This is a genomic window from Stenotrophomonas sp. 86156_Sma (assembly GCF_056481625.1).
The window spans coordinates 4,939,709-4,959,807 of sequence record NZ_CM151157.1 but is presented as its reverse complement, the minus strand read 5'-3'; the positions used below and the strand labels follow the sequence as shown (position 1 = coordinate 4,959,807).

Below are 20,099 nucleotides of genomic sequence, written 5' to 3'. Positions count from 1 at the left end.
AGCTTATCGATCAGGAAAAAGAGCGACGTGATGGCAGGTGCAGGACGGGTCGGACACGGCCGGGTCCCTCCTCCCGGCCACGTCCCTGGCGCGTCCTGCGCCTGCGGTCACGCCATCAGCGCACCTTGCGCTCGTCCACCAGCGACGCCACCACCGACGGATCGGCCAGGGTCGAGGTGTCGCCGAGCTGGTCCGGCGCGTTTTCGGCAATCTTGCGCAGGATGCGGCGCATGATCTTGCCCGAGCGGGTCTTCGGCAGGCCCGGTGCCCACTGCAGGTGGTCCGGTGTGGCGATCGGCCCGATCTCCTTGCGCACCCAGGCGATCAGCTCCTTGTGCAGCTCATCGCTCGGGGCCTCTTCGGCCACCAGGGTGACGTAGGCGTAGATGCCCTGGCCCTTGACGTCGTGCGGGAAGCCCACGACCGCCGCTTCGGCCACCTTCGGATGCGAGACCAGCGCGCTTTCCACTTCGGCGGTGCCGATGCGATGGCCGGACACATTGATCACGTCGTCGACGCGGCCGGTGATCCAGTAATAGCCGTCTTCGTCGCGGCGGCAACCGTCACCGGTGAAGTAGCTGCCCGGGTAGGTGCGGAAATAGGTATCGATGAAACGCTGGTGGTCGCCGTACACCGTGCGCATCTGGCCCGGCCAGGAATCACGGATGATCAGGTTGCCCTCGGTCGGGCCGTCCTGGATCTCGCCATCGGCGTTGACCAGCGCCGGCTGCACGCCAAAGAAGGGCAGGGTGGCCGACCCCGGCTTGAGGTCCATCGCACCCGCCAGCGGCGAGATCAGGATGCCGCCGGTTTCGGTCTGCCACCAGGTATCGACGATCGGGCAACGGCTGTCGCCAACCACTTCGTAGTACCAGCGCCAGGCTTCCGGGTTGATCGGTTCGCCGACGCTGCCAAGCAGGCGCAGCGACGCGCGCGAGGTCTTCTTCACCGGCTCCTCGCCTTCGCGCATCAGCGCACGGATGGCGGTCGGGGCGGTGTAGAAGATGCTCACCTTGTGCTTGTCGATGACGTTCCAGAAGCGCGAGGTGTCCGGATAGTTCGGCACGCCTTCGAACATCAGCGAGGTCGCGCCGTTGGCCAGTGGCCCGTACACGATGTAGCTGTGGCCGGTGACCCAGCCCACGTCGGCGGTACACCAGTAGATGTCGTCCTCGCGCAGGTCGAACACCGCTTCATGGGTGTAGGCCGCGTACAGCAGGTAGCCGCCGGTGGTGTGCAGCACGCCCTTCGGCTTGCCGGTGGAGCCGGAGGTGTAGAGGATGAACAGCGGGTCTTCCGCGTTCATGCGTTCCGGTTCGCAGGTGGACGGCTGGCTGTCCACCACATCGTGGAACCAGCGGTCGCGCGGGGCCTGCATGTCCACCGCGCCGCCGGTGTGGCGCACCACCAGCACGGTTTCAACCGTGTTCGTGCCCGGCAGCTTCAGCGCGGCATCGACGTTGGCCTTCAGCGGAATCCTGCGGCCACCGCGCAAGCCTTCGTCGGCGGTGATGATCAGCTTGCTCTGGCAGTCGCTGACGCGGTCGGCGATCGAATTCGGCGCGAAGCCACCGAACACCACCGAGTGGATCGCACCGATGCGTGCGCAGGCCAGCATGGCCACGGCGGCGTCGACGATCATCGGCAGGTAGATGGTGACGCGGTCGCCCTTCTTGACCCCGAGGTTGCGCAGCGCATTGCCGAGGCGGCAGGTGCGCTCGTACAGCTCGCGATAGGTCACATGCTGGGCCGGTGCATCCGGGCCGTCCGGCTCGAACAGCAGGGCGGTCTTGTCGCCGCGCGTTTCCAGCTGGCGATCCAGGCAGTTCACGCTGGCATTGAGCTCGCCATCTTCGAACCACTTGATGTGGAAGTCGGACAGGTCGTAGCTGACGTTCTTGATCCTGGTCGGCTTGCGCATCCATTGCAGGCGCTCGGCGGCCTTGCCCCAGAAACCATCCGGGTCGGTCACCGACGCCTGGTACTGCTGTTCGTACGACGTCTTGTCGATGCGTGCCTTGGCGGCGAACTGCGGATCGACGGGGTAGATATCAGCCATGGCACCCTCACTTGCACGTTGACTTTGTATGTGCGGTCGCAGCATCGCAGCGACCGATCCCCTTCAGTTTGCCCCATCCACCCCCGGCCGCGTCACCACTCTGGTTAGACCATGGTCGAAAGTGAGCGCCCAGCAGGGCCGGGTTCGACCAATGGCGAATAGCCGCTATACATAATCGCCCCGCAGTCTCGGCTCGACCGTGCCCCACGCGCGGCATCACCTTGCCACTTGGGAGAGAGGGCAACATGAGCCACCGTACGTTGAAAGCCGTGCGCACACCTTTGGCGGCCTGCCTGTTGGTCGCCCTGGTCGCACCGGGCATGGCGTTCGCTGAGACCGCCAAAGAGAAGGCACTGGAAGCACGCGTTGCCGAACTGGAACGCCAGGTCCAGCTGCTGCTGTCTTCGCAGCAACAACAACAGACCCAGATCAGCCAGACCCAGCAGGCGGTGACCGAAGTGCGCACGGTGCAGGCCGGGCAGAAGCCGGTTGCTTCGGTGCCGGCCGGCAAGCAGCCCATCCAGGTCACCACCATCACCCCGGGCGCCGCGCCGGGTACCACGGTCAAGATCGGCGGCTTCATCAAGGCCGACTTCCTGGCCACCCAGACCAGCGATGGCCAGCTGGCCGACGACGCCACCGGCCGCTCGCTGTACCTGCCGGGCCAGACCCCGGTGGAAGGCGCCGGCGGCAGCGGCAAGCGTTCGGGCACCGACTTCAATGCCCACGCCAAGTTCTCGCGCTTCAACCTGGGCATCGACAACGTGAGCGAGTCGGGCAACAAGGCCGGTGCGTTCTTCGAGATGGACTTCTTCGGCAACTCGCTGGGCAACCAGACCGCCACCAATACCTACGGTGTGACCCTGCGCCACGCCTACATGTACTGGAACAACTGGATGGCCGGCCAGACCTGGTCCAACTTCATGGATGCGGCGTCGCTGCCGGAAGCGGTCGACTTCGTCGGCCCCACCGACGGCGTGATCTTCGTGCGCCAGGCCCAGGTGCGCTACACCCAGGGTGGCTTCAGCGTCGCGCTGGAAAACCCGGAAACCACCACCCTTACCGGTACCCGCAACCCGGTCACCGGCGCCTGGACCAACACCAGCGCCAACTCCGACCGTGGCAGCCTGCCCGACCTGACCCTGCGCTATGGCTGGAAGGGTGACTGGGGCACCTTCGGTGTCGGCGGCATCGTCCGCCAGTTGAAGGTGGACAACCAGGCCACCGGCGCCAAGGCCGACAAGGTGGCTGGCGGCCTGACACTGGGCGGCAAGTGGGTGATGGGTGACAGCGATTCGCTGCACTACCAGCTGACCGGCGGCGAAGGCATCGCCCGCTACATCGGCCTGGGCATCACCGCCGACAGCGCCTACGACGTGGCCCGCGACGAGCTCAACCCCACCGGCGTGCTGGCCGGTTACGTGGGCTGGCGGCATGCGTTCTCGCCGAAGCTGCGCACCAACCTGATCTATGCGCGCAGCGACTACGACAACGACAGCATCCTCGGCCCGCTGGTGACCAAGAGCGTGCAGAGCATCCGCGGCAACATCTTCTATTCGCCGCTGCCCAAGGTCGATATCGGCGCCGAACTGATGTACGGCCGTCGCGAAGTGGAGAACGGCAACAAGGGTGACATCACCCGGTTGCAGTTCACCACGAAGTACAGCTTCTAAGAGCGTGCCGGCCAGCGGCCGGCACCTACCGAGATGGGGTGCCGGCCAAGGTCGGCATCTACCGAGATGGGGTGCCGGCCAAGGTCGGCATCCACCGAATTGAGTGCCGACTAACGTTCGGCACCCACCAACAACGTTTGCTTCGGAGGGGAAGCGTCCCATGTCCAGTACACCCAGCACCGCCCATAAAGCGGGCACCCTGACCAAGGGCCACAAGAAGGTAATCTTCGCCTCGAGCCTCGGTACGGTCTTCGAGTGGTATGACTTCTTCCTGTACGGCTCGCTCGCGGCCATCATCGCCAAGCAGTTCTTCAGTGGCGTCAATGAAACCACAGGCATGATCTTCGCCCTGCTGGCGTTCGCTGCCGGCTTCTTCGTGCGTCCGTTCGGCGCAGCCTTCTTCGGCAGCCTCGGCGACCGCATCGGCCGCAAGTACACCTTCCTGGTCACCATCCTGATCATGGGCATCTCGACCTTCCTGGTCGGCGTGCTGCCCAACTACGCTTCGATCGGTTTCGCCGCTCCGGTGATCCTGATCATCCTGCGCCTGGCCCAGGGCCTGGCGATGGGCGGTGAGTACGGCGGTGCCGCCACCTACGTGGCCGAGCATGCGCCGGACGACAAGCGCGGCCTGTACACCAGCTTCATCCAGTGCACCGCCACGCTCGGCCTGTTCATGTCGCTGCTGATCATCCTGGCGTGCCGCTACTTCCTCGGCAACGAAGCCTTCGAAGCCTGGGGCTGGCGCATTCCGTTCCTGGTCTCGATCGTGCTGCTGGGCGTGTCGGTGTGGATCCGCCTGCAGCTGAGCGAATCGCCGCTGTTCCAGCAGATGAAGGCCGAAGGCAAGGGCTCCAAGACCCCGTTCCGTGACAGCCTGAAGGGCGGCAACCTGAAGCTGATGCTGCTGGTCCTGCTGGGTGCCGCAGCCGGCCAGGCCGTGGTCTGGTACGGCGGCCAGTTCTACGCGCTGTTCTTCCTGAGCAGCATGCTGAAGGTCGATGCCACCACGTCCTACCTGCTGATCGCGGCCGCGCTGGCGCTGGGCGTGCCGTTCTTCATCTTCTTCGGCTGGCTGTCCGACCGTATCGGCCGCAAGAAGATCATCCTCGCCGGCTGCCTGCTGGCCGCCGTCACCTACATCCCGATCTTCAAGGGCCTGACCCACTTCGCCAACCCGGCCATCGAGGAAGCCCGTACCAACTCGCCGGCCCTGGTCATTGCCGATCCGAACACCTGCTCGTTCCAGTTCGATCCGGTCGCCGTGCGCAAGTTCACCAGCTCCTGCGATATCGCCACCGCTGCGCTGACCAAGGCCGGCGTGCCGTACGACGTGCAGCCGGCTGCTGCAGGTTCGCTGGCCATGGTGAGCGTGGGCAGCAGCCAGGTCACCTCGTATGAAGGCGCGGGCCTGACCAAGGAAGAAGGCAAGGCCAAGGCCGATGCCTTCGGTGCCGGGCTGAAGGGGGCACTGACCACCGCGGGCTACCCGGCCAAGGCTGATGGGTCGCGCATCAACTACGCCGGCACGATCTTCATGCTGTGGCTGCTGGTGCTGTACGTGACCATGGTCTACGGCCCGATCGCCGCCTACCTGGTCGAACTGTTCCCGACCCGTATCCGCTACACCTCGATGTCGCTGCCGTACCACATCGGCAACGGCTGGTTCGGTGGCTTCCTGCCGGCGATCTCGTTCGCGCTGGTGGCCGGTACCGGCAACCTGTACTACGGCCTGTGGTACCCGATCGGCATCGCGCTGATGTCGGTGGTGATCGGCGGCCTGTTCCTGCGCGAGACCAAGGACGTGGATATCACCAAGTAACCGGCGTGCCGACCAACGGTCGGCACCCACCGGGTTTCAGGGGCCGCGGTGCAGACCGCGGCCCTCTTTTTGGTAGTGCCGGCCGCTGGCCGGCAAATACACGATGTCTGCCGGAGATCCATGGGGCTGCCGGCCAGCGGCCGGCACTACCATTGCGTTGCACAGCACGCCGTATAGTCGGCCCATGACCACCACCATGCCGACCGAGCTCCCCGCCATCCTGCACACCCTGCGCAGCGCCTGGCAGTCGCAGCGCCCGTCACTGGACCAGCGCGAGCATGACCTGCGCCGCCTGCGCGAGGCATTGAAGCCGCGTCTGGACGAAATGGCCCAGGCCATCGCCGAGGACTTCGGCCACCGCGCTCACACCGAATCGAAGCTGGCCGATGGCATGAGCGTGCTGTCGGCCATCGACCACCTGCGCCGCCACTTGCGGCGCTGGTCGAAGCCGCAGCGGGTGGGCGCTGGCTGGCGACTCTGGCCGGCACGCGCGCAGCTGCGGCCGACGCCGCTGGGCGTGGTCGGGGTGATCTCGCCCTGGAACTACCCGGTCACGCTGGCACTGGTGCCTTTGGCTACCGCCATCGCCGCCGGAAACCACGTGCTGCTCAAGCCTTCGGAACACACGCCGTGCACCAGCGCGTTCCTGGCCGATCTGCTGGCCAGTGTGTTCCCGCCCGATCGCGTGGCGGTGGTGCAGGGTGGGGCGGATGTGGCCGCGGCGGTGTCGTCGCTGCCGCTGGACCATCTGCTGTTCACCGGCTCGACGGCCGTTGGCCGCAAGGTGATGGCCGCCGCCGCCGAGCATCTGGTGCCGGTCACACTGGAACTGGGCGGCAAGTCGCCGGCCATCGTCTGCCGCGATTTCCCGCTGGACAAGGCCGCCGCACGGCTGGCCACCGGCAAGTGGTTCAACGCCGGGCAGACCTGCATCGCGCCGGATTACGTGCTGATCGACACCGCGCGCCAGCGCGAGTTCGTGCAGGCGCTGCAGCAGCAGGTACGCGAGCGCTACGGCGATTTCAGCGATGCAGGCGACTACACGCGCATCATCAACGAAGGCCAGTACCGGCGCCTGCAGGGCTATCTGGCGCAGGCGCGCGAACGTGGCGTGCCGGTGATTCCGTTGGCGCAGGTGGATGAGGCGCGCGCCGACCGCGAGCGGCTGCTGGTGCCCACTGTGGTGCTGGACCCGCCGGACGACCTGGACCTGATGCGCGAGGAGATCTTCGGGCCGATCCTGCCGGTGCGGGCGTACCCGGATCTGGATGCGGCGCTGGCCGACGTGCTGTCGCGCGACCGGCCGCTGGCGCTGTATCCCTTCAGCCATGACACGGCGACGGTGGAGCGCATCCTCGGCCAGGTGGTGGCCGGTGGGGTGACGGTGAATGACACGCTGCTGCACTTCGCCGCCGATGGCCTGCCGTTTGGCGGGGTGGGGGCCAGCGGCATGGGTGCGTACCACGGGCGGGCCGGGTTCGATGCGATGAGCAAGCGGCTGCCGGTGCTGTGGCAGTCGCGCTGGGCTGCCAGTGACCGGCTGCGGCCGCCGTATTCGAAGATTGCGGGGTTGTTGAAGCTGCTGCTTCGGTAGTGCCGGCCGCTGGCCGGCAACTGCAGGGTCTTGCCGACGGTTCATGGGGTTGCCGGCCAGCGGCCGGCACTACCGGTGGGTGCCAACCCGCGCCGCCCCTTCCGGTGGGTGCCAACCTTGGTTGGCACGCGTGAACCCCATGCGCCAACCAAGGTTGGCGTCTACCAAACCTGGGCCGGGTAGAATGGCCCCCATGAAGATCGCCTCGTGGAACGTCAATTCGCTCAATGTCCGCCTGCCGCACCTGGAGCAGTGGCTCAAGGACTTCGGCCCGGACATCGTCGGTATCCAGGAAACCAAGCTGGAGGACCACAAGTTCCCCGATTCGGCGCTGATCGCCGCGGGCTACCGCAGCGTGTTCGCCGGCCAGAAGACCTACAACGGCGTGGCGCTGCTGTCGCGTGAGCCGGCGCAGGACGTGCAGATCGGTATTCCCGGCTTCGAGGACGAGCAGAAGCGCGTCATCGCCGGTACCTTCGGCGACCTGCGGGTGATCAACCTGTACGTGGTCAACGGCCAGGACATCGGCACCGACAAGTACGAGTACAAACTGCGCTGGCTGGAGGCGGTACATGCCTGGATCGCCGAAGAACTGCAGCGGCACCCGAAGCTGATCGTGATGGGTGACTTCAACATCGCCCCGGACGCGCGCGATGTGCACGACCCGGAGGTGTGGAACGAGAACCACATCCTGACCTCCACCGCCGAGCGCGGCGCGCTCAACAAGCTGCTGCAGCTGGGCCTGCACGATGGCTTCCGCCTGCACAACGACGAGGCGGGCACCTTCAGCTGGTGGGATTACCGTGCCGCTGGCTTCCGCCGCAACCTGGGCCTGCGCATCGATCTGACCCTGGTCTCCCATGCGCTGAAGGGTAGCGCGGTCGCCTCGGGCATTGATCGTGAGCCGCGCACCTGGGAGCGCCCGAGTGACCACGCGCCGGCATGGGTGGAAGTAGAGTCGAGCTTGCTCGACTGATCTCCCATGCAGTCGAGCAAGCTCGACTCTACAGAACGGGGCCCGACGATTGCCGGGCCCGTTCTGAAACGTCTGCCGGCCAGCGGCCGGCACTACCCTCAGATCACCGTATGCTCTTGCGGGTGAACAGGTTGACGATCGCCAGCAGGATCACCGCACCGATCAGCGAGAACAGGAAGGTGCGGATGGTGATCGCTTCGTTGATGCCGCCGCCGAACAGCCAGCCGGAAATCAGCGCGCCGACGATGCCGACCACGATGTTGAGGATGATGCCCTGCTGGGCATCGCGCTTCATGATGATGCTGGCCAGCCAGCCTACGATGCCGCCGACGATCAGCCAGATGATGATGCCCATGATCGAACCTCCGGTGGGGAACTGTGACCAGTTGACGCGCACGGCCGTGAACCCGTCGTGGAATTGCGTGATGGGCGCGTGCGGATGAGCCTGCCAGCCACCCTCGACGGCCCGTGGCGCTTCGGTCCGGTGACGGTCTGGCGGCGCCCGCACGTGCCGGGCCACCGCGGCGAACCGCAGGCGCGGCAGGTGCTGGCGCAGGCGCTGGGCGCCGACCCGGACACGCTGCCGCTGGTCCGCGATGACAAGGGCCGGCCGGAGCTGAGCGGCGCGTTGGCCCACTACGGCACCGGCTGGAGCCACAGCGGCGAGGTGCTGCTGGTGGCGCTGGGCGAGGGCGTGCGGTTGGGCGTGGACCTGGAACTGCTGCGCCCGCGGCCGCGTCTTCTGGAAATCGTGCAGCGCTTCTTCCACCCCGAGGAAGTGGCCTGGCTGGAACGCCTGGACGAGGCCGGGCGCGAGCACTGGTTCTTCCGCGTGTGGTGCGTCAAGGAGGCCATCCTGAAGGCGCACGGGCAGGGCATCTCGTTCGGCCTGCACCGCCTGCAGTTGGCACCGGGGGCCGATGGCGCCCTGCACCTGCGCTGGTGCGACCCGGAACTGGGCGAGGCCGCGCGCTGGCACCTGCACGAATGGCAGGCCACCGGCCAGTTCCGTGCGGCATTGGCCTGGTATCCACACTGAAGCGGGGAATCAGCGCGCAAAACCGGCGATAATGGCGGCATGAGCGAACACCCACTTCCCGCCAGCGTGGCTGCCACGCTGGAACAGGGCCTGGCCAGCATGGGCCTGGACGCCGCGCTGGCGCCGCCGCTGCTGCGTTACCTGGCCCTGCTGCACCGCTGGAACGGCACCTACAACCTCACCGCCATCCGCGATCCGCAGGAGATGGTCACCCGCCACCTGCTCGACTCGCTGGCGATGCAGCCGTTCGTGGCTGATGGCAGCCTGGCCGACCTCGGTACTGGTCCCGGCTTGCCCGGCATCCCGCTGGCGATCGCCTGCCCGGGCCTGCAGGTCACCCTGGTGGAGAGCAACGGCAAGAAGGCGCGCTTCATGCGCGAGGCCGTGCGCCAGCTCGGTCTGGGCAATGCCCGCGTGGCCGAATCGCGCGCCGAGGCGCTGGACGAAGCTGGCCACTACGACCAGCTGACCGCGCGTGCGATGGACACCCTGGCCGGCATCGTCCGCGTCGGTGGCCATCTGTTGCGCCCCGGCGGCGTGCTGTTGGCCATGAAGGGCGTCTACCCGCATGAAGAGATCGCGGAGCTGCCGGCTGGCTGGCAGGTGCGCGAGGTGACCCCGTTGAGCGTGCCCGGCCTGGCCGGCGAACGCCACCTGGTCACTGTTACAGGTCCCTGATTCCCGTCGCCAGCCCCTTGTGGAACAAGAGGTTGGCGATCCACGATTTCCGCAAGGGCCCGGTTGTACGCATAATGACCGGTCCCAGCACACGTCGACGAGGCACACCCGCATGGCCCGCATCATCGCCATCGCCAACCAGAAGGGTGGCGTCGGCAAGACCACGACCGCCGTCAACCTGGCCGCTTCCCTGGCCAACGCACCCAAGCGCGTGCTGTTGGTCGACCTGGATTCGCAGGGCAACGCGACCATGGGTAGTGGCGTGGACAAGCGCGAGCTGGTCTCCTCCACCTACGATCTGCTGCTGGGCGAGTCCAGCGCCGCCGATGTGCGCGTGCAGACGGCCGAAGGCTACGACCTGCTGCCGGGCAACATCGACCTGACCGCCGCCGAGATCCAGCTGATGGGCCAGAGCGAGCGCGAGCAGCGCCTGAAGCGCGCACTGGCGCCGATCCGCGACGAGTACGACTACATCCTGATCGATTGCCCGCCGGCGTTGTCGCTGCTGACGCTCAACGCGCTGGCCGCCGCCGATTCGGTGATCGTGCCGATGCAGTGCGAGTACTACGCACTGGAAGGCCTGAGCGCGCTGGTGGAAACCATCGAAGCGCTGCGCACCAGCCTGAACCCGGCGCTGGAGATCGAAGGCGTGCTGCGCACCATGTTCGACGTGCGCAACAACCTGGCCAACGCAGTGTCGGCCGAGCTCACCGAGCACTTCGGCGACCGCGTGTTCCGCACCATCGTGCCGCGCAACGTGCGCCTGGCCGAGGCGCCCAGCCATGGCCAGAGCATCGTCGGCTACGACCGCGCCTCGCGCGGTGGCGTGGCCTACCTGGGCCTGGCCGGCGAGATCATCCGCCGCAACAACGAACGCAACAAGGCCGCCAAGGCCGTGGAGACCGTCTGATGACCAGCAGCAAGCCGGCAGCCAAGAAGCGAGGCCTCGGCCGTGGCCTGGACGCGCTGCTGGGCCCGAAAGGCGCGGTCAGCCAGGTGCAGGCCACCACCGCGGTGATCGAACCGCTGCCGGGTGAAGTGCTGCGCAAGTTGCCGGTCGGCCAGCTGCAGCCGGGCAAGTACCAGCCGCGCCGCGAGATGGACGAGGGCAAGCTCTCCGAGCTGGCTGATTCGATCAAGTCGCAGGGCGTGATCCAGCCGATCCTGGTGCGCCAGCTGCCGGCAGGCAACTACGAAATCGTCGCCGGTGAGCGCCGCTGGCGCGCATCGCAGCTGGCCGGCCTGGACGAAGTGCCGGTGGTGGTGCGCGAGCTGGAAGACCGCACCGTCATCGCGATGGCGCTGATCGAGAACATCCAGCGCGAAGACCTCAACCCGCTGGAAGAAGCCGAAGCGCTGCAGCGCCTGATCAGCGAATTCACCCTGACCCATGCCGAGGCTGCCGAGGCCGTCGGCCGCTCGCGTGCGGCGGTGTCCAACCTGCTGCGCCTGCTGGAGCTGCCGGTGGCAATCCGCCTGCTGCTGGAAACCCGCCGCCTGGAAATGGGCCACGCCCGCGCGCTGCTGACCCTGGCTCCCGAGCTGGCTGGCAAGCTGGCGCAGGAAGCGGCCGATGAAGGCTGGTCGGTGCGCGAGGTCGAGCGCCGTGCGCAGGCCTTCGCCGCCGGCAAGGTGCCGAGCAACCGCCCGGCGGCCGCGCCGAAGGTGCAGCAGGCCGACATCGCCTCGCTGGAAACCGAGCTGTCCGAATCGCTGGGGGCCAAGGTGGCGATCAGCCACGGCCGCGGTGGCAAGGGCAAGCTGATCATCCATTACACCGACCTGGATACCCTGGACGGCGTGCTGGAAAAGCTGCGTACGCGCCAGGGCTGAGCCCGGCGCAAAGACAGGGGGGCGGCCTGTTCCTGCCGCGTCCTGTAATTGACAGGGAACGCACCGCCGCGCGCGCCGGGGGATGCACTGCTCTCCGGCCCGTGGCCTCATCCAGGGAGCAGGACATGAGCAACGAATACGAGTACGAGGACGTCAGCCCGGACGGTACCCAGATACTGAGGCACCGGCGCGAAAAGGACTTTGTGCTCGCCATCGGCGAAGAGCAGCACATCGAAGCGATCAGCGGCCATATCGAGCGCCATCTCGGACCGATCGCGACGGTCCTGCACGAACTCATTTCCGACCTGGTGCACATTGACGTGCACGTGGTGCCGGCCAATGACCACTGCCCGTACCTGCGCCTGGTCACCTCCGGCATGAGCGACCTGCCGATGACCGTGCCCGCCGACGTGGACGCGGATGTGCCGCGCTACATGGAGCTGATGGTGACCCTGCCGGCCGACTGGCCGATGTCCCAGGACGCCTTCGAGGACGAGCGCAATTACTGGCCGGTGCGCCTGCTGAAGGGCATGGCGCGGCTGCCGCACGAGTACGACACGTGGCTGGGCTTCGGCCACACCATTCCCAACGGCCATCCCAGCGAACCTTATGCGCCCGGAGCAGGCTTCGACGGTGCCATCGTGCTGATGCCGGTGACTGCTCCGGAGGACTTCGCCACGCTGGAGCTGGAGGATGGCAGGACCATCAGCTTCATGAGCCTGGTTCCGCTGTATCCGGAAGAGATGGACCTGAAGCTGAAGAAGGGCGCCGACGCCCTGCTCGACCGCTTCGATGCGAAGCAGATCAACGATGTGATCGAGCCGGGCCGGGTCAACGTCGCCAGGAAGCGTTTCGGTTTGTTCTGAGACCGGTAACATCAGGGGCCTGAATTTCTGCTTCCGGGCCCCTGCCATGACCATCCTGCTTACCGGCGCTGCCGGCTTCATCGGTGCCTACACCGCCCGCGCGCTGCTGGAGGCGGGCCAGCCGGTGGTCGGCCTGGACAACTTCAACGACTACTACGACCCGCAGATCAAGCGCGACCGCGTGGCCGCGCTGTGCCCGGCGCTGGACCTGCGCACGCTCGACCTGACCGATCGCGAAGGCCTGGCGGCGCTGTTCGACGAGGTGAAGCCGACCGCGGTGATCCATCTGGCTGCACAGGCCGGCGTGCGCTATTCGCTGGAAAATCCGCAGGCCTACGTCGACAGCAATCTGGTCGGCTTCGTCAACATGCTCGAGCTGTGCCGCCACCGTGGCGTGCAGCATCTGGTGTATGCGTCGAGCAGCTCGGTCTACGGTGATTCGGCCACGCCGCCGTTCTCCGAGGACCAGCGCGTGGACCAGCCGCGCTCGCTGTATGCGGCCACCAAGGCGGCCAACGAGCTGATGGCCTACACCTACGCGCAGCTGTACGGCCTGCATGCCACCGGCCTGCGCTTCTTCACCGTGTATGGCCCGTGGGGCCGGCCGGACATGGCACCGTTGCTGTTCTCGCGCGCGGTGCTGGCCGGGCGGCCGATCGACGTGTTCAACGAAGGCCGCATGCAGCGCGACTTCACACATGTCTCCGACATCGTGTCCGGTATTCTCGGCGCGCTCGCGCATCCGGCCGATGGTCCGGTACCGCACCGGGTGTTCAACCTCGGCAACCATACGCCGGTCGAGCTGGAGCGCTTCATCAGCGTGATCGAGCAGGCCGCCGGTCGCCCCGCGCAGAAGCTCTACAAGCCGATGCAGCCGGGCGACATGGTGCGCACGATGGCCGATACCCGGCGCGCCCATGACGCATTCGGCTTCGACGCGGTGACCCCGATCGAAGCAGGGTTGCCCCCCGTCGTGCAGTGGTGCCGCGAGTATTTTGGCGACCGCGCCTGAGGAGGGATCCTCACACAGCCGGATTCATCTTCGGATAACCTCGGCTTCGGAGAATGCGCGGTCTTTGTCCCCCTTTGGCCGAGTGCCTTATGAGCCAACCCGAGCTTTCCGTTGTCGTCCCGGTGTTCAACGAACGCGACAATGTCGCCCCGCTGGTTGCCGAAATCACCGCCGCACTGCGTGGGCGGCTTCCGTTCGAGATCGTCTACATCGACGACCACTCGCGCGATGACACCCTGGCGGTGCTGCAGGGCCTGAAGGCGACCACCCCGGAACTGCGGGTGCTGCACCATGTGAACCAGAGCGGGCAGAGCACCGCGGTGCGCACCGGCGTCAAGCACGCACGTGCGCCGTGGATCGCGACCCTGGATGGCGACGGGCAGAATGATCCGGCCGACATTCCCAAGCTGCTGGCGGCGCGCGATGCGGCCGAGGCGCAGGTGAAGCTGTTTGCCGGCTGGCGCGTCAACCGTCAGGACAGCGGCAGCAAGCGATGGGCCAGCAAGTGGGCCAACGCCATCCGTGCACGCATGCTGCGCGACGATACGCCCGATACCGGCTGCGGCATCAAGCTGTTCGAGCGCAGCGCGTTCCTCGACCTGCCGTATTTCGACCACATGCACCGCTACCTGCCGGCGCTGATGCAGCGCGCCGGCTGGAAGACCACCAGCGTGCCGGTCAACCACCGCCACCGTACCGCCGGTGTCTCCAAGTACAACAACCTCGGCCGCGCCCTGGTCGGCATCCGTGACCTGCGTGGCGTGGCCTGGCTGATCACCCGCAGCAAGCGCACCGCGGTGGAGGAGCGTTGATGGATCTGGAGCTGCACTGGCTCGACCAGCCGCTGACCTGGTTGTACTGGACCGGCCTGCATGTGACCGGCTGGAAGCTGATCGGCTATACCGGCGCGCTGATGTTCGGGGGCCGCTGGCTGGTCCAGTTCATCGCCTCCAAGCGTGCGGGCAAGCCGGTGATCCCACGCCTGTTCTGGTACATGAGCGTGGTCGGCAGCCTGATGACGCTGAGCTACTTTCTGTTCTCGGCCAAGCAGGACTCGGTGGGCGTGCTGCAGAACCTGTTCCCGGCGTTCACCGCGCTGTACAGCCTGCAGCTGGACATCAAGCACCGGGGCTGGAAGCGGGACAAGGCCAGCCACTAGGTCTTCGGGGCCTCATCCGGTAGCTGCCGACCTTGGTCGGCATATCTGTATCCGGGCCCGGCCCATCCACGCATGGCGTGGATCTACTGCTTGCCTGGCTACCGTGCCTGGTAGCTGCCAACCTTGGTTGGCACACGGGGAAATCCAGCGCCAACCAAGGTTGGCCGCTACCGGGGCCCCGGTCTGCGGTGCAGGCAGGACCTTCGTCCCATGCCACGGGCCGTGGGCGGTGCCATCATCGGGGTCTGCCTTCCCGGGAACCTGTGCTCGTGAAAACCCGTCTTGCCGTTGCCCTGCTGATCGCCCTGTCCACCCCCGCCGTAGCCCTGGCCGCACCGCCCGCCGCCGCCGCACCGGCCAGCGTGGCCACCGAATCGCCCGCCGATGCCGCCTTCCGCGCGCTGTACGAGAAGGAATGGAAGTGGCGCCAGGAGGGCGGCGGCGAGGCCAGTGAGGACGAGGACGCTCCGGCCAATGCCACCCGCATGCCCGACGTCGGCCCGGCCGCGCAGCAGGCGCGCCTGAAGGTGTGGGATGAAACCCTGGCTGCACTGAAGAAGATCGACCCGAAGACCCTGTCGCCCGACAACCAGGTCAACTACGCGATCTACCGTGACCAGGTGTTCAACCTGGCCGAAGAAACGCGTCTGCGCGGCTACGAGATGCCGTTCAACGCCGACTCCTCGTTCTGGTCCAACCTGTCCTTCATGGCCCGGCGCGAGATGAAGACCGTGCAGGACTACCAGAACTACATCGCCCGCCTGAATGATGTGCCGCGCTACTTCGGCCAGCAGACCGAAAACATGCGCGCCGGCCTGAAGCGAGGTTTCAGCGTGCCGCGCGCGGTGCTCGATGGCCGCGAGGTGTCGATCGCCACCGTCGCCGAGCTGAAAGACCCGACCGAGTCGCCGCTGTACGCGCCGTTCAAGAAGCTGCCCAACAGCATCCCGGCCGCCGAGCAGGCCAGGCTGCAGGCGCAGGCGCGGGAAGCGATCAGTGGCAAGGTGGTGCCGGCGTTCCAGCAGCTGCGCACCTTCTTCGTCAGCGAGTACGTGCCGCAGGCGCGTACCACGCTGGCCGCCGAAGCGATGCCGGACGGCAAGGCGTACTACAAGCAGCAGATCCACGAATACACTACGCTGGACCTGTCGCCGGACGAGATCCATCGCATCGGTCTGGATGAAGTCGCACGCATCCAGAAGGAAATGAACGACATCATCAAGCAGGTGAAGTTCAAGGGCAGCTTCGCCGAATTCCTGACCTTCCTGCGCACCGATCCGCAGTTCTATGCCAAGACCCCGGAAGAGCTGCTGTCGCGCGCCGCATGGATCTCCAAGCGGGCCGATGGCCAGCTGGGCAAGTACATGACGCTGCCGCGCGCGCGCTTCACCATCGTGCCGGTGCCGCCGGACATCGCGCCGTTCTGGACCGCCGGCCGCGGTGGCATGGGCACCTACTGGCTCAACACCTACAACCTGCCGTCGCGCCCGCTGTACAACCTGCCGGCGCTGACCCTGCATGAATCCGATCCGGGCCACGCGCTGCAGGGTGCCATTGCCGCCGAGCAGAAGAACCTGCCCGAGTTCCGCCGCAACGCCTATATTTCCGCTTATGGCGAAGGCTGGGCGCTGTACTGCGAGAAGCTGGGCGTGGAAATGGGCATCTACGAAACCCCGTATGAGGATTTCGGCCGCCTGACCTACGAGATGTGGCGCGCCACGCGCCTGGTGATCGACACCGGCGTGCACAGCAAGGGCTGGAGCCGCGAGCAGGCCTTGGCCTACCTGCGTGACCACACCGCGCTGAGCGAGCATGAAGTGACCACCGAAGTGGACCGCTACATTTCCTGGCCGGGCCAGGCGCTGAGCTACAAGCTGGGGGAGATCGCCATCGTGCGCCTGCGTGCGCAGGCAGAGAAGGAGCTGGGCGACAAGTTTGACATCAAGGGCTTCCACGACACCCTGCTCAAGCAGGGCTCGGTGCCGCTGCCGGTGCTGGAACAGCAGATCCAGGCCTACATCGCCGAACGCAAGAAGGCCTGACCGTGCAAGGGTAGTGCCGGCCGCTGGCCGGCAACCCGCATGCACCGCAAACGTTCGACATTGCCGGCCAGCGGCCGGCACTACCAGGGATCGGAAAACGGGGTCGGATCGCAGGATCCGACCCCGTGGTCTTTCAGCCCACCGCCCTTGGCTTGGCCACCCGCGCTGCAAACGTCGGCAGCACCAGCAGGGTCAACACCGTGGCGGTGATCAGGCCACCGATCACCACCGTGGCCAGCGGCTTCTGCACTTCCGCACCGGAACCGCTGGCGATCGCCATCGGAATGAAGCCGACGATCGCCACCAGTGCCGTGGTCAGCACCGCGCGGATGCGGCTCGACGCACCGTTGATCGCCGCCTGCAGCGGCAGGTCACCGGCATCCAGGCGCTCGCGGATCGCCTGCATCAGCACCAGGCCGTTCAAGGTGGCCACGCCGGAGACGGCGATGAAACCGACCGCCGCCGACACCGAGAACGGCATGCCACGCAGCAGCAGCGCGAGGATGCCGCCGACCAGCGCCAACGGCACGCAGCTGAACACCAGAATGGCTTCCTTGCCGCTGCGCAGGGCCATGAACAGCAGGCTGCCGATCAGCAGGAACACCACCGGCACCACCGTCGCCAGCCGCTTCTCCGCACGCTGCAGGTTCTCGAACTGGCCACCCCAGGTCACGTAGGCGCCCGGCGGCAACGCAACATCAGCCACCGCCGCCTGTGCCTCGCCGACGAAGCCGCCCAGATCGCGGCCACGCACGTTGGCCTGCACCACCACGCGGCGGCTGCCGTTGTTGCGGCTGATCTGGTTCGGCCCTTCGCTCACCGTGATGCGGGCCACCGACGACAGCGGAATCACCAGGCCCGCAGGCGTGGCAATCGGCAGCGAAGCCAGCTGGTCCGGATCATTACGCGAGGCATCGTCCAGGCGCACCACCACGTTGAAGCGGCGATCACCTTCGAAGATCTTGCCGGCCGCCGTGCCACCAATGCCGGTGGACAGCGCATCACTCACGTCCGCGGCAGTCAGGCCGTACTGCGCCGCCGCCACGTGGTCGATGGCCACGTTGAGCGTGGGCAGGCCGGAGATCTGTTCCACCCGCACGTCGGCCGCACCGTTCACCGCTCGCAGCTTCAACGCCACCTGGTCGGCCACTTTCTGCAGCTGGCTGAAGTCATCGCCGAAGATCATCACCGCCAGGTCGGTACGCACGCCGGAAATCAGCTCGTTGAAGCGCAGCTCGATCGGCTGGCTGAATTCGAAGCTGTTGCCCAGCTGCTGCCCGGCCAGCTTTTCGAAGCGTGCCACCAGCGCGTCCTTGCCCAGCTTCGGATCCGGCCAGTCCTTGCGTGGCTTGAGCACGATCACGCTGTCGGAGATGTTGGTCGGCATCGGGTCGATCGCTGCCTCGGCGGTACCGGTGCGTGAGAACACGGTTTCCACTTCCGGCTGTTTGGCAATCGCCTTTTCCAGCGCCAGCTGCATCGCCAGCGACTGCTCCAGCGACGTCGACGGCACGCGCAGGGCCTGCATCGCCACGTTGCCTTCGTCCAGCGTCGGCATGAACTCGCGGCCCAGCAGCGAGAACGAGCCGATGCCCACCACCACCATCATCACCGCACCGGCCAGCACCGTGCGCGGATGCGCCACGGCTTTGCGCACCACTGGTTCGATGCGCGCACGCAGCACGCGGATCAGCTTGGTTTCGTGCTCGCCATCGTCAGCATGTGCATCGCCGTCCTTCACCTTCGGCTCGCGCACCAGCAGTGCGGCCATCGCCGGCACGAAGGTGAAGGAGAAGATGAAGGCACCGATCAGGGCCAGCATGAACGTGGCCGCCATCGGGTGGAACGTCTTGCCCTCCACGCCTTCCAGGGTAAGGATCGGCGCGAACACCAGCAGGATGATCAGCTGGCCGAAGGCCGCAGGGCGCGCCATCTTCATCGCCGAATCGGCGGCCACGCGCAGGCGTTCCATCGCGGTCAACGCACGGCCCAGTTCTGCGCGGCGCTGGCCCAGCATCAGCAGTGTCGACTCGACCACGATCACCGCACCGTCCACCAGTATGCCGAAGTCCAGCGCACCCAGGCTCATCAGGTTGCCGCTGATGCCGAAGCGGTTCATGCCGATGACTGCGAACAGGAACGACAGCGGAATGACCAGCGCGGTGATCGTTGCCGCACGCAGGTTGCCCAGCAGCAGGAACAGCACCACCACCACCAGCAGCGCGCCCTCGGTGAGGTTCTTGGCCACGGTCTTGATGGTGGAATTGACCAGCACGCTGCGGTCCAGCACCGGTGCCGCCACGATGTCGGCCGGCAGCGATTTGTTCACCTGTTCCAGGCGCGCCGCAGCTGCCTGCGCCACGGTGCGGCTGTTGCCGCCGGCGATCATCAGCGCGGTGCCGAGCACAGCTTCATGGCCGTTGCGGCTGGCCGCACCCAGGCGCGGTGCGCGGCTCAGGTCGACGTCGGCCACATCGGACACGCGTACCACCACGCCATTGCGGGTGGCTACCGGGGCCTGTGCCAGATCGTCGGTGGTCAGCGCCAGGCCGTCAGCACGTACCACCAGGCCTTCGCCCGCACGCTGCACGAAACCGGCACCGGCCTGCACGTTGGAACGCTGCAGGGCAGTGACCAGGTCGGCCAGGCCGAGGCCGTGCGCGGCCAGCTTGGCGCTGTCCGGATGCACGCCGTATTCCTTGACGTAGCCGCCGACCGTATCGACGCCGGCCAGCCCCGGGCTGGAACGCATCTGCGGCGCGATGATCCAGTCCTGCACGGTGCGCAGGTAGGTGGCACGTTCTTCCGGCGTGCGAAGCAGGTTGCCTTCCGGCGTGCGGTAGGCCTCGCCGGCCTGCCAACCCGCTTCACCGGGCTTGGCCAGCCTGGCCGGATCGAACGCCGTGAAGTCCACCGTCCACATCAGCACCTCGCCGAGGCCGGTGGTGACCGGCGACAGCATCGGCGACGCGCCATCGGGCAGGTCTTCCGATGCCTCGCGCATGCGTTCGGCCACCTGCTGGCGGGCGAAGTAGATGTCGGTCGCATCGGTGAAGATCGCGGTGACCTGCGAGAAGCCATTGCGCGACAGCGAACGCGTGGTTGTCAGGCCGGGAATGCCGGCCAGCGCGGTTTCCAGCGGGTAGGTCACCTGCCGTTCGATCTGCTCCGGGGTCAGTGCAGGTGCCACCGTGTTGATCTGCACCTGGCGGTTGGTGATGTCCGGCACCGCGTCGATCGGCAGCTTGCCCAGCTGGAACAGGCCCACGGCAGCGATCAGCGCCGCCATGAACACCACCAGCCAGCGGTGCCGAACCGCTGTTTCAATGATCAGCTTGAACATGGT

General features: G+C 66.7%; 16 protein-coding genes. 13 read left to right on the top strand and 3 right to left on the bottom strand.

What is annotated here, in order from left to right; translation table 11 throughout:
• Positions 1-115 precede the first annotated feature (115 nt).
• A complete protein-coding gene (acs, locus tag ACZK33_RS22950; RefSeq protein ID WP_423174570.1) occupies positions 116-2,059 on the bottom strand; it encodes an acetate--CoA ligase in 1,944 nt (647 codons plus the stop codon).
• Positions 2,060-2,304: 245 nt separating this feature from the next.
• On the opposite strand from acs, the gene ACZK33_RS22945 reads away from it, so the two are divergent.
• From ACZK33_RS22945 to xth, 4 genes are all read left to right on the top strand, one after another.
• Complete coding sequence (locus tag ACZK33_RS22945; protein ID WP_123959270.1) at positions 2,305-3,732, top strand: DcaP family trimeric outer membrane transporter; 1,428 nt, start codon at positions 2,305-2,307, stop codon at positions 3,730-3,732.
• Positions 3,733-3,892: 160 nt separating this feature from the next.
• Positions 3,893-5,554 (top strand): MFS transporter, encoded by a 1,662-nt coding sequence (locus ACZK33_RS22940; protein WP_132811049.1) that lies wholly within the window; start codon positions 3,893-3,895, stop codon positions 5,552-5,554.
• Between the two features lie 184 nt (positions 5,555-5,738).
• Positions 5,739-7,148: a coniferyl aldehyde dehydrogenase gene (locus ACZK33_RS22935; protein ID WP_423174569.1), complete on the top strand. Its 1,410-nt coding sequence runs from the start codon at positions 5,739-5,741 to the stop codon at positions 7,146-7,148.
• A gap of 193 nt (positions 7,149-7,341) precedes the next feature.
• Positions 7,342-8,124: an exodeoxyribonuclease III gene (xth, locus tag ACZK33_RS22930; protein WP_107433455.1), complete on the top strand. Its 783-nt coding sequence runs from the start codon at positions 7,342-7,344 to the stop codon at positions 8,122-8,124.
• Between the two features lie 103 nt (positions 8,125-8,227).
• Here xth and ACZK33_RS22925 read toward each other — a convergent pair whose 3' ends face one another.
• Positions 8,228-8,479 carry a GlsB/YeaQ/YmgE family stress response membrane protein gene (locus ACZK33_RS22925; RefSeq protein WP_005411656.1) on the bottom strand — a complete coding sequence of 84 codons (252 nt, stop codon included), beginning with the start codon at positions 8,477-8,479 and terminating at the stop codon, positions 8,228-8,230.
• Between the two features lie 84 nt (positions 8,480-8,563).
• On the opposite strand from ACZK33_RS22925, the gene ACZK33_RS22920 reads away from it, so the two are divergent.
• The 9 genes from ACZK33_RS22920 to ACZK33_RS22880 all read left to right on the top strand — a co-directional run bounded on the left by ACZK33_RS22920 (position 8,564) and on the right by ACZK33_RS22880 (position 16,753).
• Positions 8,564-9,163, top strand: a complete 600-nt coding sequence (locus tag ACZK33_RS22920; protein WP_423174600.1) for a 4'-phosphopantetheinyl transferase family protein — start codon at positions 8,564-8,566, stop codon at positions 9,161-9,163.
• A 39-nt stretch (positions 9,164-9,202) separates the two neighbouring features.
• Entirely contained in the window at positions 9,203-9,841 is a 639-nt protein-coding gene (gene rsmG / locus ACZK33_RS22915; protein ID WP_012512505.1) for a 16S rRNA (guanine(527)-N(7))-methyltransferase RsmG, read from the top strand.
• Between the two features lie 112 nt (positions 9,842-9,953).
• Positions 9,954-10,751, top strand: a complete 798-nt coding sequence (locus ACZK33_RS22910) for a ParA family protein (RefSeq protein WP_071229450.1) — start codon at positions 9,954-9,956, stop codon at positions 10,749-10,751.
• A complete protein-coding gene (locus ACZK33_RS22905) occupies positions 10,751-11,674 on the top strand; it encodes a ParB/RepB/Spo0J family partition protein (protein ID WP_423174568.1) in 924 nt (307 codons plus the stop codon). The genes ACZK33_RS22910 and ACZK33_RS22905 overlap by 1 nt, the downstream gene beginning before the upstream one ends.
• Before the next feature lie 125 nt (positions 11,675-11,799).
• Positions 11,800-12,540 carry a suppressor of fused domain protein gene (locus tag ACZK33_RS22900; protein WP_032128474.1) on the top strand — a complete coding sequence of 247 codons (741 nt, stop codon included), beginning with the start codon at positions 11,800-11,802 and terminating at the stop codon, positions 12,538-12,540.
• Between the two features lie 46 nt (positions 12,541-12,586).
• The gene (locus ACZK33_RS22895; protein ID WP_423174567.1) at positions 12,587-13,552 is read left to right on the top strand and encodes an NAD-dependent epimerase/dehydratase family protein; all 966 of its coding nucleotides are present in this window, start codon (positions 12,587-12,589) and stop codon (positions 13,550-13,552) included.
• Positions 13,553-13,641: 89 nt separating this feature from the next.
• Positions 13,642-14,364 (top strand): glycosyltransferase family 2 protein, encoded by a 723-nt coding sequence (locus ACZK33_RS22890; RefSeq protein ID WP_005420380.1) that lies wholly within the window; start codon positions 13,642-13,644, stop codon positions 14,362-14,364.
• Positions 14,364-14,711, top strand: coding sequence for a lipid-A-disaccharide synthase N-terminal domain-containing protein (locus ACZK33_RS22885; RefSeq protein ID WP_005414908.1), 348 nt, complete (start codon positions 14,364-14,366; stop codon positions 14,709-14,711). Before ACZK33_RS22890 ends, ACZK33_RS22885 begins: the two co-directional genes overlap by 1 nt.
• A gap of 269 nt (positions 14,712-14,980) precedes the next feature.
• Positions 14,981-16,753 carry a DUF885 domain-containing protein gene (locus tag ACZK33_RS22880; RefSeq protein ID WP_423174566.1) on the top strand — a complete coding sequence of 591 codons (1,773 nt, stop codon included), beginning with the start codon at positions 14,981-14,983 and terminating at the stop codon, positions 16,751-16,753.
• A gap of 133 nt (positions 16,754-16,886) precedes the next feature.
• Here ACZK33_RS22880 and ACZK33_RS22875 read toward each other — a convergent pair whose 3' ends face one another.
• Positions 16,887-20,096 (bottom strand): efflux RND transporter permease subunit, encoded by a 3,210-nt coding sequence (locus ACZK33_RS22875; protein ID WP_423174565.1) that lies wholly within the window; start codon positions 20,094-20,096, stop codon positions 16,887-16,889.
• Positions 20,097-20,099 lie beyond the last annotated feature (3 nt).

Excerpts from the sequence above, each read along its gene's own strand:
- ACZK33_RS22885 (WP_005414908.1), top strand. The coding sequence starts at position 14,364 with ATGGATCTGGAGCTGCACTGGCTCGACCAGCCGCTGACCTGGTTGTAC.
- ACZK33_RS22905 (WP_423174568.1), top strand. The coding sequence starts at position 10,751 with ATGACCAGCAGCAAGCCGGCAGCCAAGAAGCGAGGCCTCGGCCGTGGC.
- ACZK33_RS22925 (WP_005411656.1), bottom strand. The coding sequence starts at position 8,479 with ATGGGCATCATCATCTGGCTGATCGTCGGCGGCATCGTAGGCTGGCTG.
- ACZK33_RS22895 (WP_423174567.1), top strand. The coding sequence starts at position 12,587 with ATGACCATCCTGCTTACCGGCGCTGCCGGCTTCATCGGTGCCTACACC.
- ACZK33_RS22945 (WP_123959270.1), top strand. The coding sequence starts at position 2,305 with ATGAGCCACCGTACGTTGAAAGCCGTGCGCACACCTTTGGCGGCCTGC.
- ACZK33_RS22940 (WP_132811049.1), top strand. The coding sequence starts at position 3,893 with ATGTCCAGTACACCCAGCACCGCCCATAAAGCGGGCACCCTGACCAAG.
- rsmG (WP_012512505.1), top strand. The coding sequence starts at position 9,203 with ATGAGCGAACACCCACTTCCCGCCAGCGTGGCTGCCACGCTGGAACAG.
- ACZK33_RS22935 (WP_423174569.1), top strand. The coding sequence starts at position 5,739 with ATGACCACCACCATGCCGACCGAGCTCCCCGCCATCCTGCACACCCTG.
- ACZK33_RS22910 (WP_071229450.1), top strand. The coding sequence starts at position 9,954 with ATGGCCCGCATCATCGCCATCGCCAACCAGAAGGGTGGCGTCGGCAAG.
- ACZK33_RS22920 (WP_423174600.1), top strand. The coding sequence starts at position 8,564 with ATGAGCCTGCCAGCCACCCTCGACGGCCCGTGGCGCTTCGGTCCGGTG.
- ACZK33_RS22890 (WP_005420380.1), top strand. The coding sequence starts at position 13,642 with ATGAGCCAACCCGAGCTTTCCGTTGTCGTCCCGGTGTTCAACGAACGC.
- ACZK33_RS22900 (WP_032128474.1), top strand. The coding sequence starts at position 11,800 with ATGAGCAACGAATACGAGTACGAGGACGTCAGCCCGGACGGTACCCAG.
- xth (WP_107433455.1), top strand. The coding sequence starts at position 7,342 with ATGAAGATCGCCTCGTGGAACGTCAATTCGCTCAATGTCCGCCTGCCG.
- ACZK33_RS22875 (WP_423174565.1), bottom strand. The coding sequence starts at position 20,096 with ATGTTCAAGCTGATCATTGAAACAGCGGTTCGGCACCGCTGGCTGGTG.
- acs (WP_423174570.1), bottom strand. The coding sequence starts at position 2,059 with ATGGCTGATATCTACCCCGTCGATCCGCAGTTCGCCGCCAAGGCACGC.